We start from the raw sequence: 11,500 nt of genomic DNA on the forward strand, positions 1-11,500 counted from the left end.
ACGTCAAAGCTCCGGTTAGTGTTTGCCGACCAGCACGCGATCCAGCCCATAGACCCTGTCGAGCAGGATCATGGTGGCGGCGGTGAGGGCGATGACCAGTGCCGATACGGCGGCCATCATCGGGTCGATGGATTCGGTGGCGTAGACATACATGCGCACCGGCAGGGTCTGGGTCGCGGGCGAGGTGACGAAGATCGACAGCGTGACTTCATCGAAGCTGTTGATGAACGCCAGTAACCAGCCGCCTGCCACGCCGGGCAGGATCATTGGCAGGGTGATCTGCCGAAACAGCGTGAAACGATCGGCCCCCAGTGACTCGGCGGCGTGCTCGGCGCTGCGGTCGATGCCAATTGCCGCCGCCAGTACCAGGCGCAGTACGTAAGGCGTGATGACCAGCACATGGGCGAAGATCAGCCAGGTGAAGCTGCCGTTCACGCCCATCAGCGCAAACAGTCGCAGCATCGCCACCCCCAGTACCAGATGCGGAATGATGATCGGCGACAGAAACAGGGCGTTGAAAAAATTGCGGCCCGGGAATGTATGGCGCGTGATCGCCAGAGCGGCGGGCACCGCGATCAGGGTGGCCAGCGTCGCCGATACGAACGCCAGGAGCAGGCTGTTGTAGAACGAATCGATAAAGTCGGCGCGCTCGAAGACGGCCTTGAACCAGCGCAGCGAGAAGTGGGTGGTGGGCAGGCTCAGGGTGTTTTCCGGGGTGAACGCCACCAGGCACACCACCACCAGCGGGGCCATCATGAAGATCACCACCAGCGCATGAAACGAGAGGGCCAACGGACCGTTCTTGGACATGGATCATTCCCCCAGAGTTTTTTTGTAACGGCCTTCGATCATGCGGTTCCAGGACAGCATGACCAGCAGGTTGACCAGCAGCAGCGCCACGGCAAGGGTTGCGCCCATCGGCCAGTTCAGCTCCGAGAGGTACTGGTCGTAGATCACTGTGGCGACCATCTTCAGGCGTCGTCCGCCGAGCAGGCCGGGAATGGCGAACGAACTGGCGGCCAGACCGAACACGATCAGCGAGCCGGACAGCACGCCGGGCATGACTTGCGGCAGCACGATCAGACGCATGACTTTCGCCTGGCTGGCGCCCAGCGACAGCGCGGCCTGTTCGGCAGTAGGGTCGAGCTTTTGCAGCGAGGTCCAGACCGGAATGATCATGAACGGCAACATGACGTGGACCAGCGCAATGACCACGGCAAACGGGGTGTACAGCAGTTTCACCGGGCGACCGCCCATGAACTGGATGACCTGATTGATCAGACCGTCCGCGCCCAGCAGCAGGCTCCAGCCGAACGCCCGGACCACCACCGAGATCAGCAGCGGCGTGAGAATCAGGATCAGGAAGATCGAGCGCCACGGCGTGCCCATGCGGCTGAGAATGTAGGCTTCGGGGACGCCGATCAGCACGCACAGCAGGGTGACCAGCGCACTGATCCAGAAGGTGCGCAGGAAGATTTCATAGAAATACGAGTCGGTGACCACGGCCACATAGTTGGCCAGCGTGTAGCTGTCGCTTTTCACCCCGACCTGATAGTCGAACACGTTGAACGACAGCACCAGGGTCAGACCCAGCGGCAGCACCAGCAAGCCGATATACAACGCCAGCGCCGGAGCTGACAGCCAATAGCCGCGGCCGCCCTGACGCATTTCGCTCAGCAGGCTCATGCGCGCACCTCGTCGGCATCCAGCACGCGCAGCAACTCGTCGGGCCAGTCCATGTCGACCGCCGCGCCTTGTTCCAGCGGCGCCTGGCCGTCGTTGCGACGTACTACCGTCACTTCGCCAATGCCGGTCTCAATCCGATACAGCCACTGGCTGCCAAGAAAATAACGCGTGACGATGCGTCCGGACAGTCGTCCGCAGCCAGGTGTCACCAGATCGATCTTCTCGGGACGCAGGCTGAGGGTCAGGCTGCCATCGCCGGGCACCTGACGAATCTGCGGAATGCCGCTGCTGTCCAGATCACCCTGCAACATGTTGGCCTTGCCGACAAAACCCGAGATGAAGCGGGTGCGCGGGTGTTCGTAGAGCTTGTATGGCTCGTCGATCTGGGTGATACGACCGGCCTGCATCACCACCACCCGATCGCTGATCGACAGGGCTTCGGCCTGATCGTGGGTGACCATCAGCGTGGTAATGCCGACTTCGTTCTGAATGCGGCGGATCTCGAACTGCATCTCTTCGCGCAGGTTGGCGTCCAGGTTGGACAGCGGCTCGTCGAGCAGCAGCACTGGCGGCTCGATTACCAGTGCGCGGGCCAATGCGACCCGCTGGCGCTGACCACCGGACAGCTCGCGCGGGTAGCGCTCGGCATGCTGACCGAGGCGCACCAGCTCCAGCACCCGTTTGACACGCGGGTGCAACTCGGCGGCAGCCACCTTGCGCATCCGCAGGCCAAATGCAACGTTGTCGGCCACGGTCATGTGCGGAAACAGCGCATAGCTTTGAAACACTACGCCGAGGCCTCGGCTGCTGGGTTTGGCGTGGGTGATGTCGCGCCCGTCGAGCACAATGCGCCCGTCACTGACTTCAACGAAACCGGCGATCATTTGCAGGGTGGTGGTTTTGCCGCAGCCGGAAGGGCCGAGCAGTGAAACGAATTCGCCCTTGTCGACGGCCAGGTTGGTGGCAACCACCGCGTCAATGGAGCCGTAGCGTTTGGAGAGACCTTCGAGCTGCAGAAATGCCATGCCTGCTTCCACCTTTGTGCATGCGCGCCGAAGCACGCGTTTGTCATGGGCAGATGCGAAATGAAGTCATGCAGTTCTGTGGACGTTGGCGCTCGCTCTGAGTCGGCTACCGATGATTGTTCAAATCGCCCCTGTGGACTGAGAGTAGGGCGAAGGCTAGGATGGGCTCAACAAGGAATTTCACTGAATAATATCTTTCTTTGAATTAATTCTTTTGGTGGAAATATAAAGAGATATTGTCATGGATAATTCCACTGATCGGAATAACGTGAAGGCCGAGGTCGGAGTGGGAGCTGTTTCCCGGCTGTTCGCGGTACTGCGCTGTCTGGGCGATTGTGATGAAGGCGGTGAGCGGGTCACGCAACTCGCCCAGCGTGTCGGGCTGTCGCAACCCACCACACACCGCTTGCTGCGTAGCCTGATGGAGGAGGGAATGGTCGAGCAGGATCTGCTCAGCAAACGTTATCGGTTGAGCATCGAGTTCTTCGCCCTGGCCGCCAAGGCGGGTAATACCGGCAACCTGCGTGACGTGGTGCGCCCAAGCCTTTTGCGCCTGTCCGCCTCACTGGGTGACTCGCTGTTTCTGCTGGCACGCAGCGGTTTCGACGCGATCTGCCTGGACCGCAGCGAAGGCCCGTACCCGATCCGCACGTTCACCGGCGACATCGGCGGCCGTGTTGCCTTGGGCGTCGGGCAGGGCAGTCTGGCGATTCTCGCCTTTCTGCCCGAGGACGAGCGGGAAACGGTCATTGCCTACAACCTGCCACGGCTCAAGGATTTTCACCTGTACGACGAGGTGTTTCTGCGTTCGGAGGTGGAAAACGTGCGGCGCCTGGGCTATGCCGGGCGCAACACCGGCGCGTTACCGGGCATGGCCGGGCTGGCAGTGCCGATCCTGGACCGCAGCGGTCGTGCAGTGGCTGCGCTCAGTGTGGCGACCATCTCCGACCGTCTGGGGCCCGATCGCCTGATGACCGTGGTCGAACTGCTCAAGCGCGAAGCCACGGCCATCAGTGCCAGAATCAACCCGTTCGACCCGTCGCTGCGGCGGCCCAGCCAGGTGTTCGGGCAGGTTGATTAGGCAGCATTCCTTTTCCGGCAGTTTTTGATCTTTTATCGGGTATATTGCCGACCATCGCTGTTTTTAAAGAAAAAGTCTTGTGGGCCGATGTTGATTCCAAGGGGCCACACATACCTGATCCACAAGATCGGTCTACAGGGACGTGCCTGCAACTTTCGCGTATCCCGCGGATTCTTTTTCTCCAGAGATCGTCCCGATGTCCAAATCCCTGCGGCTGCAAATTTTAGGTCTGCTCGGCGGTAGTCTTGCGCTTGTGCTGGTCATTGCGTTGGCCTGCTTCAACTTTCTCTCCGACAACGTGCAGGCTTATCGCGGCCTTATCGACGGTCCGGTGCGGGCGTCGCAGTTGGTTGACGAAGCCAACCTGCAATTCAAGATTCAGGTGCAGGAGTGGAAAAACGTCCTGTTGCGTGGCAAAACGCCTTCCGAGCGTGACAAGTACTGGGGGCAATTCGAAGAACAGGAGCGCAAGGTGCAAGGCACACTGGGTCGGCTTGCTGAAATGCACGGCACCGACGCTGCATTGAAAAGCCAGGTGCAGACGCTGCAGCAGGCACACCAGGCGCTGGGTACGGCCTACCGGACCGGTCGTGATGCGTTTGTTGCTGCGGGCGGTGACGCTGGCGCGGGTGACATGGCGGTCAAAGGCGTCGACCGTCCGACCAGCGAGCAGATGGCTGGTCTGGTCGATCAATTGCACAAGAGCAGCGACGCTCAGTCCGTTGCCATCAGCCATGAAGCCCAACGTACCATTCTGGTCGGTGCCGTGGTGATGCTGGTGTCTGCGCTGCTGGTCGGTTTGTTGGCGCTGTGGATGGTCAATCGCAACCTGATTGCGCCCATTCGCATGCTTATCGAATACGTCGCCCAGTTGAGCGAAGGCAAATTCGGGGCGCGTGTCGAGGTCACGCGACAGGACGAACTGGGTCGTCTGGCCGTTGCCGCAAATACCCTGCGGGATTTTCTGGCCGACACCTTCAACCGCCTCAAGCGCAGCAGCACCGATCTGGACACGGCGGGCGGCGAGCTGAATGCCATTGCCGAGTTGATGGCGCAAGGCACTCATGAGCAGTTCGAGCGTACCGATCAGGTCGCGACCGCCATGACCGAGATGTCTGCCACCGCTCAGGACGTTGCCCGACATGCCGCCGATGCTGCGCGAGCTGCGGATGAGGCCGACCAGAGCGCTCAGGATGGCGAGAGGGTCATGCAATTGACCATTGCGACGATCACCCGCATGCGCAACGAGATCGCTTCTACGGCCGATGTCATCGGGCGGCTGGAAACTGACAGCGGCCGTATCGGCAAAGTGCTGGAGGTGATTCGCAGCATTGCCGATCAGACCAATCTGCTGGCGCTGAATGCCGCCATCGAAGCTGCACGTGCCGGTGACGCCGGACGCGGTTTCGCGGTGGTGGCTGACGAGGTTCGTACACTGGCGCAGCGTACTGCCGTTTCAACCTCCGAAATCAATCAGATCATCAATTCGGTGCAGACCGGAGCCAGTGATGCAGTGCAGGCCATTCAGGGCGGTCAGGCGCGGAGTGAAGAGAGCGTCGAGCAGGTCGCGAACGCTGGCGCAACCCTGCAGCGTATTACCATGGCCGTGGAGAATATTCGCGACATGAATCGCCAGATTGCGACGGCTGCCGAAGAGCAGACTTCCGTGGCAGAGGACATCTCGCGCAACCTCACTGAAATCACCGCCATCGCCGTGACCAATCAGGACAACGTCAAACGCACTCAGAACGCCAGTCAGGAACTGCGGGGCCTTTCTAATGGCCTCAGTGATGTGATCTCGCGTTTGGGTGCCTGATTTGGGTGCTTGAGTAGTTTGAGAACCTGACAGCCTTTTCGGCGTTGAAGAGGCTGTCAGTCCTTGCTCGCTATGCCCACCCGCTGCGGCTCAGGCCTTCTGCCTTGAACACCAGCGCCTTCAAGCCGCCCTCGGCGCGAGCGTCGGGGAACTCCGGCGGATTTTCCAGGCGCTGCTCGAAGCGCAGGCAAGGTGCTTCGACTGCGGTGTGCTGAATCAGAAAGTCCGGTCCCAGCGCGGGATCGTTCATGCACGCCAGCACCGAGCCGTTCTCGTCCAGCAACTCCGGCAGGCGGCGCAGGACACGCTGGTAGTCCTTGTCGAGCATGAAACTGCCTTTCTGGAAGGACGGCGGGTCAATGATGATCAGGTCATAAGGGCCGCAGCGGGTGACCTTGGCCCAGGATTTGAACAGGTCATGGCCCAGAAAGGTCACGCGGCTGAGGTCCTGATCATTGAGGCGATGATTCTCGCGGCCGCGATTCAACGCAGCACGGGCCATGTCCAGATTCACGACGTGGTCGGCACCCCCGGCCAGGGCGGCGACCGAGAAGCCGCAGGTGTAGGCGAACAGATTGAGGATGCGCTTGCCCTTGGCCTGAGCCTGCACCCATTCACGGCCGTAGCGCATGTCCAGAAACAGCCCGCTGTTCTGTTTTTTGCCGAAATCGACTTTGTAGCGCAGGCCGTTTTCGGTGATCACCCATTCATCCACGACCTCGCCAGTCAGCCATTGCGTCGTGCTCTGCGGCAGATAACGATGTTGCAGCAGCAGGGTGTGAGCCTGGCTCTGCTGCCACTGGGGTGAGTCGATCAAGGCGTGCAACAGCTGCGTCAATGCTGCCAGCTCGGATTCAAGAGGTTCCTTGAACACCGAGACCAGCACCACGCCCTGCATCCAGTCAACGGTGATGTGCTCCAGCCCCGGCCACACACGACCACGGCCGTGAAACAGGCGGCGGGTTTCATTCGGGACGTTGTTCAACGCGTCGATCAGGTGCTGTTGCAGAATCGCGAGTGCTTCAGGGGTCATGGCGCAGGTCAGTCAGGAAAAGCGGCGTATGGTAAACGTATTTCAGCAGATGGGCATCGCAGGGTTCAGCGTGGCATGTATTGACGTTGCCAGCGGTGCGGGATTTTCAGCGAAACCAGCCCCAGCAACGTCGACAGACTGCCGCTGATCAACAGGGCGTTGAGTCCCAGGCGATGCTCGAGTAGCGCACCTATCACGGCGCCGATGAACATGCCGACCCAGGGGACCAGTTGCACGCGCCAGCCGTCCCGGCGTTCCCCGAGCATCCAGCGACCCAGGCCACGACCGAACCGCGACAGCGCGCCGGTTACATAAGTCAGGCCGACCGGCAGCCCGTTGACCTGCTCGACGGCGGCGTTGAGCATGCCCATGGCCAGAATCGCCCAGATCAGTGCGAGCATATTGCTTTCCAGTGGCCATGCGGCAGCGGCACACAGCAGCGTGGCGATGCCCAGCAGCAGGGGCAGGGCGCGCCGCCCGCCAAGGCGCGCAACCACCACGCCCAGCGCGTTGCCGGCAATGAAAACAAGGATTGCAAGGGTCAGACGCACCGCCACGCTCAGGTCGCCATCACTGATCGCGACGGCAAGCCGGGTGGTGTTGCCACTCATGAACGAAACGAAGTCGCCGGTGGCCATGAAGCCGATGGCATCGGTCATGCCGGCCAGAACCGACAGGCTCGCAACCAGCCCCATACCGACCCGGCCACGCCATTTCTGCATGCTCAGGTGCCTGGGGCTGACGCTGGAAGTGGCGGGCTGTGGCAGCATCGAAGGCCCTCTGGAGCGAAGAACGCGCGTCTGAACGCAGCGATTTACAGCGGCTTGGCGCGCACGATTCGCTTGGCCTTGACCTCATCAGCATAGGCTTTGAGCTGGTCGGCATCGCTGTAAAGACGGTTGACCATCTGCAGCACTGCAGTGACATCCACATCGTTCATCTGTGAGGCGAGTTTGAGAATTTCTTCCGCCGTGTTTTCCAGGTTGGTTGCTGTCCCTTTCAGGTGTCGCTTCAGCTCCTGAGTCGACTTATTGAGCGCCATACGTGTTCCTGTGCCAAGACCTTGAATTCCATACCCGGAGCATGGCTTTTTCTGCGATAACAAGCAATCAGGCGTGTGCCCGTGTGTCAGGGTATCGGCCGATGCAGGCTGATCTGCAAGGCAAGCTGCTCAATCGTCGCGGGTCAGCACTTCCAGCAGTTCTATTTCGAACGTCAGGTCGGCACCGGGCTTGATGTGCGCGCCCATGCTTCTGTCGCCGTAGGCCAGGTGGGCAGGGACGAACAGTTGACGCTTGCCGCCGACTTTCATGCCCATCAGGCCTTGGTCCCAGCCCTTGATGACGCGACCGGTGCCGATCACGCACTGAAACGCCTTGCCACGCTCGTGGGAGGAATCGAACACAGTCCCGTCTTCAAGAGTTCCGGTGTAATGCGTGGTGATCAGCGCACCCTTTACCGCTGCCTTGCCCTCGCCGATATGCAGATCGGTAATCTGTAATTCTTTGCTCATTGCGATGCTTCCGGTTGCTGCGCGCTCTGTCATTGGCGCGAGCGGGCTTTCTCGCAGAAAAGCCGCTTCATGACAAGCCGCCTCATGACAAACCGGTGAAACGAAAACGGGGGAAGCTTTCGCTTCCCCCGTTGGGTCGAATCCAGTGCCTCTCAGAGATTCTGCGAGCTGACTACCATGGCCTGCGCGATATTGTCTTTCTGCTCCTGAGTGAAGCCGTCCCAGATATTGGTCTTGGCGTAGTAACCCAGGCCAGCCAGGCAATAAAGGCTGAGGGTCAGAACGATGACGATCGAAACAAAGGTCCAGCGGCCTTCGTCATCGTTTTCGCGTGTGAAGCTGCGCGAATAGTTGTCCTCTGCGCTGCGGAAGAACAGCGCGGACGACAGACGCTTGAGCCACTGGAACAAATGAACAACAACGATGCGCAGCATGGGTAAATCACCTCAAAGGTCAAGAAAACGGGTTGCCCTGATGCCGTCGAGGACATCGGATGCAAAAGCTGAAAACGAAAAAAGCCCGTCTATGACGGGCTTTCTTTTTATGATTCTGTTCAGGCGAGCAGTGAAGGGCGATGTGAAACGGATCGCGAGAAGCACTGCGCATGCCTGACGTTATGGAAACATTTTAAAACAAATGGATTGGCGCATCTACCCGCGCCATTCTGTTGTCAGACAACTGGTAGTGCCTGGAGGTGTGACAAAACGTCGCCCCGTGCTCATTTGCTGCTCAGCAAGCAGCATGCTCCGTGGTCAAGTCTTGTAATACTTTCTCAACGTACGAAACATCTATGGGTATTGTACGATCAGCGCCCGTATTGATTTTCAGGACTGTATGAATACCCTCCAGGAGCCTCCGAGTTGTCCTCCTTCCATCGCGTATGGCTGGCCGGTGATTTCACTGTTACCGAGCAGACCGCTTCATTCGAACGTCTCTCTACTTAACCTCTTGCACTGTATGGATTCCGGCAGACCTTCGCGTCCTGACGCTGCAACGCCATGCCTGATGTTCAGCCATGGTGTCTGGTCTACAGTGACCAATAACCACTCCTGCCATTTTTATCGTGAGGCTGCATAACCCATGGAATGGATCGCTGATCCCACGGCATGGCTTGGCCTGCTGACCCTTATCGTGCTGGAACTGGTGCTGGGCATCGACAACCTGGTGTTCATCGCCATCCTGGCCGACAAGCTGCCCCCTGAACAACGCGACAAGGCGCGCGTCATTGGCCTGTCGCTGGCGTTGATCATGCGTCTTGGCCTGCTGGCGAGCATCTCGTGGATGGTGACCCTGACCGAGCCGTTGTTCGAAATATTCGGCAAGACGTTCTCCGGTCGCGACCTGATCATGCTGTTTGGTGGTGTGTTCCTGCTGTTCAAGGCCACCATGGAACTGCACGAGCGTCTGGAAGGGCATGTCGCCCAGCGCGCCGGTAATGCGGGCTATGCGTTGTTCTGGCCCATCGTTGCGCAGATCGTCGTACTGGACGCCGTGTTTTCGCTGGATGCGGTGATTACCGCCGTCGGCATGGTCGAGCACCTGTCGGTGATGATGATCGCGGTGATCTTCTCCATCGGCCTGATGATGATTGCCAGCAAGCCGCTGACCAAATTCGTCAACAGCCGCCCGACGGTGATCATGCTGTGTCTGGGCTTCCTGATGATGATCGGTTTCAGCCTGACCGCCGAAGGCCTGGGTTTCCATATTCCCAAGGGCTATCTGTATGCGGCCATCGGCTTCTCGATTCTCATTGAGGTGTTCAACCAGATCGCCCGCAAGCGCAGCAAGAAGTCGTCTCATGGCCACCTGCCGCGCCGCGAGCGGGCGGCTCACGCGGTGATGCGCCTGTTGGGCGGTCGCAAGCTGGAGTCTGGTGACGTCGATGAGGAAATCACCGACATGTTGGATGGTGAAAGCAGCGAGCCGGTGTTCGACCGTCGTGAGCGTGTGATGATCAGCGGCGTACTGCAGCTGGCAGAGCGGCCGATTCGCACGGTGATGACGCCGCGGGCGGAAGTCGACTGTATCGACCTGAACGACAGCGCCGAAAAGATCCGTCTGAAACTGATGCACTCGTCCTACTCGCGTCTGCCGCTGATTGGCGAGCGCGGTATCGATGAGCCGCTGGGCTTCGTGCACAAGAAAGAGCTGTTCAAGGAGCTGTTGTCCGGCAACGAGCCCGACTTGAAACTGATGTCGCGCAAGGCGATCAACCTGCTGGAAAGCTTCACCATCCTTAATGCCCTGGAGCAGATGCGCAAGGAATCGACGCACATCGCCTTTGTGGTCAACGAGTTTGGTGACTTCATCGGCGTGTTGAGCATGACCGACATTCTCGAGTCCATCGCCGGTCAGTTGCCCGACGCCAGCGAAGTGGAAGGTCCGGACATCGTCGAGCAGGGCGAGGACTTCGTGGTATCAGGAGCCTTGAACCTGAGCCTGATTCGCGAGCGCACCGGCTTCCAGGCCAAAGCGACCGAGGATTATCAGACCCTGGCCGGACTGGTCATGAGCCTGCTGGATCGCCTGCCGTCTACCGGCGACAGCCTCAGCTGGCAGGGCTGGAACCTGCACGTCGTCGGTGTGGAAGAGCGCCGAGTGACTCGGGTATTGCTGCAGAAGCAGCCCGACATGGGGGCTGGCAAATAAGCACCGAGCTGTAATGCAAAACGGGGCCTGCTCATGCTGAGCAGGCCCCGTTTTCATGTGCGCGTCATGCTTATTTTCGACGCGGACGCGACACCACGGATTCGATATTCTTGCGGCCGATCAGCTTGGGCTGCGCAGGCTCTTTGGCCACTGGCTCATCAGCCAGCCACTTGAACATCACCAGACAATCCACCAGGCCCAATCGGGCATGACGATAAGCCTTGGGCAACCGCCCGACCGTCTCGAAACCCAGCTTGCTCCACAACCCGACCGCCACCTCATTGCTGGCGACCACCGAATTGAACTGCATCGCCAGGAACCCGCTGTCGCGCGCCAGTTGCTGCGAATGCTCGCACATCAACCGCGCCACACCACGACCCCGCGCCGCGTCCGTCACCATATAGCCACAGTTGCAGACATGACCACCCGGGCCTGCCGCATTGGCCTTCAGGTAATAGCTGCCCAACAGCTGGCCATCTTCCTCGGCAATCAGCGTGTGCAGCGGCGCCTTCATCCACAGATCGCGAGCCTGCTCCTGAGTGAGTGCAGGGTCGTAGGCGTAGGTTTCCTGAGCGATGACGACAGCCTGAAAGGTGGGCCAGAAGCGCTCGAAATCTTCCGGTGTCATGGGGCGGATCTGGATCATGGTGAGGCCTTGTTGGGTAGGGCTTGAAGTCCGGCGTGTACGTTAGGCTCT

12 protein-coding genes are annotated in these 11,500 nt (G+C 59.8%); 3 read left to right on the forward strand and 9 right to left on the reverse strand.

The features are described 5' to 3' along the window. Positions 1-15: 15 nt before the first annotated feature. Genes AC54XV_RS12295 through AC54XV_RS12305 form a run of 3 tightly spaced genes read right to left on the reverse strand, consistent with a single transcriptional unit; the run spans position 16 to position 2,711 of the window. A complete protein-coding gene (locus tag AC54XV_RS12295; protein WP_024640999.1) occupies positions 16-810 on the reverse strand; it encodes an ABC transporter permease in 795 nt (264 codons plus the stop codon). A 3-nt stretch (positions 811-813) separates the two neighbouring features. Continuing rightward, positions 814-1,686: an ABC transporter permease gene (locus tag AC54XV_RS12300; RefSeq protein WP_011267600.1), complete on the reverse strand. Its 873-nt coding sequence runs from the start codon at positions 1,684-1,686 to the stop codon at positions 814-816. Continuing rightward, positions 1,683-2,711 carry an ABC transporter ATP-binding protein gene (locus AC54XV_RS12305; RefSeq protein ID WP_058399085.1) on the reverse strand — a complete coding sequence of 343 codons (1,029 nt, stop codon included), beginning with the start codon at positions 2,709-2,711 and terminating at the stop codon, positions 1,683-1,685. The genes AC54XV_RS12300 and AC54XV_RS12305 overlap by 4 nt, the downstream gene beginning before the upstream one ends. Before the next feature lie 241 nt (positions 2,712-2,952). Between AC54XV_RS12305 and AC54XV_RS12310 the strand changes: the two genes are divergently transcribed. After that, the gene (locus tag AC54XV_RS12310; RefSeq protein WP_003407563.1) at positions 2,953-3,792 is read left to right on the forward strand and encodes an IclR family transcriptional regulator; all 840 of its coding nucleotides are present in this window, start codon (positions 2,953-2,955) and stop codon (positions 3,790-3,792) included. A 196-nt stretch (positions 3,793-3,988) separates the two neighbouring features. After that, entirely contained in the window at positions 3,989-5,608 is a 1,620-nt protein-coding gene (locus AC54XV_RS12315; protein WP_058399086.1) for a methyl-accepting chemotaxis protein, read from the forward strand. A 70-nt stretch (positions 5,609-5,678) separates the two neighbouring features. On the opposite strand, the gene AC54XV_RS12320 is transcribed toward AC54XV_RS12315, so the two are convergent. The 5 genes from AC54XV_RS12320 to AC54XV_RS12340 form a co-directional block, all read right to left on the reverse strand. After that, positions 5,679-6,641, reverse strand: coding sequence for a class I SAM-dependent methyltransferase (locus AC54XV_RS12320; protein WP_024641450.1), 963 nt, complete (start codon positions 6,639-6,641; stop codon positions 5,679-5,681). Between the two features lie 65 nt (positions 6,642-6,706). Then, positions 6,707-7,411, reverse strand: a complete 705-nt coding sequence (locus AC54XV_RS12325) for a YoaK family protein (protein ID WP_496718762.1) — start codon at positions 7,409-7,411, stop codon at positions 6,707-6,709. A 44-nt stretch (positions 7,412-7,455) separates the two neighbouring features. After that, entirely contained in the window at positions 7,456-7,683 is a 228-nt protein-coding gene (locus tag AC54XV_RS12330) for a hypothetical protein (RefSeq protein ID WP_003317903.1), read from the reverse strand. Between the two features lie 129 nt (positions 7,684-7,812). Beyond that, positions 7,813-8,154 (reverse strand): FKBP-type peptidyl-prolyl cis-trans isomerase, encoded by a 342-nt coding sequence (locus tag AC54XV_RS12335; protein ID WP_162496673.1) that lies wholly within the window; start codon positions 8,152-8,154, stop codon positions 7,813-7,815. A gap of 152 nt (positions 8,155-8,306) precedes the next feature. Further along, positions 8,307-8,588: a hypothetical protein gene (locus AC54XV_RS12340; protein ID WP_003407574.1), complete on the reverse strand. Its 282-nt coding sequence runs from the start codon at positions 8,586-8,588 to the stop codon at positions 8,307-8,309. Positions 8,589-9,234: 646 nt separating this feature from the next. Between AC54XV_RS12340 and AC54XV_RS12345 the strand changes: the two genes are divergently transcribed. Next, positions 9,235-10,803, forward strand: coding sequence for a TerC family protein (locus AC54XV_RS12345; RefSeq protein WP_024648908.1), 1,569 nt, complete (start codon positions 9,235-9,237; stop codon positions 10,801-10,803). 70 nt (positions 10,804-10,873) lie between these two features. Here AC54XV_RS12345 and AC54XV_RS12350 read toward each other — a convergent pair whose 3' ends face one another. Further along, complete coding sequence (locus AC54XV_RS12350) at positions 10,874-11,449, reverse strand: GNAT family N-acetyltransferase (RefSeq protein WP_024639499.1); 576 nt, start codon at positions 11,447-11,449, stop codon at positions 10,874-10,876. Between the last annotated feature and the right edge of the window lie 51 nt (positions 11,450-11,500).

Source organism: Pseudomonas fragariae (ex Marin et al. 2024), from assembly GCF_059621105.1.

Excerpts from the sequence above, each read along its gene's own strand:
- AC54XV_RS12295 (WP_024640999.1), bottom strand. The coding sequence starts at position 810 with ATGTCCAAGAACGGTCCGTTGGCCCTCTCGTTTCATGCGCTGGTGGTG.
- AC54XV_RS12300 (WP_011267600.1), bottom strand. The coding sequence starts at position 1,686 with ATGAGCCTGCTGAGCGAAATGCGTCAGGGCGGCCGCGGCTATTGGCTG.
- AC54XV_RS12305 (WP_058399085.1), bottom strand. The coding sequence starts at position 2,711 with ATGGCATTTCTGCAGCTCGAAGGTCTCTCCAAACGCTACGGCTCCATT.
- AC54XV_RS12310 (WP_003407563.1), top strand. The coding sequence starts at position 2,953 with ATGGATAATTCCACTGATCGGAATAACGTGAAGGCCGAGGTCGGAGTG.
- AC54XV_RS12315 (WP_058399086.1), top strand. The coding sequence starts at position 3,989 with ATGTCCAAATCCCTGCGGCTGCAAATTTTAGGTCTGCTCGGCGGTAGT.
- AC54XV_RS12320 (WP_024641450.1), bottom strand. The coding sequence starts at position 6,641 with ATGACCCCTGAAGCACTCGCGATTCTGCAACAGCACCTGATCGACGCG.
- AC54XV_RS12325 (WP_496718762.1), bottom strand. The coding sequence starts at position 7,411 with ATGCTGCCACAGCCCGCCACTTCCAGCGTCAGCCCCAGGCACCTGAGC.
- AC54XV_RS12330 (WP_003317903.1), bottom strand. The coding sequence starts at position 7,683 with ATGGCGCTCAATAAGTCGACTCAGGAGCTGAAGCGACACCTGAAAGGG.
- AC54XV_RS12335 (WP_162496673.1), bottom strand. The coding sequence starts at position 8,154 with ATGAGCAAAGAATTACAGATTACCGATCTGCATATCGGCGAGGGCAAG.
- AC54XV_RS12340 (WP_003407574.1), bottom strand. The coding sequence starts at position 8,588 with ATGCTGCGCATCGTTGTTGTTCATTTGTTCCAGTGGCTCAAGCGTCTG.
- AC54XV_RS12345 (WP_024648908.1), top strand. The coding sequence starts at position 9,235 with ATGGAATGGATCGCTGATCCCACGGCATGGCTTGGCCTGCTGACCCTT.
- AC54XV_RS12350 (WP_024639499.1), bottom strand. The coding sequence starts at position 11,449 with ATGATCCAGATCCGCCCCATGACACCGGAAGATTTCGAGCGCTTCTGG.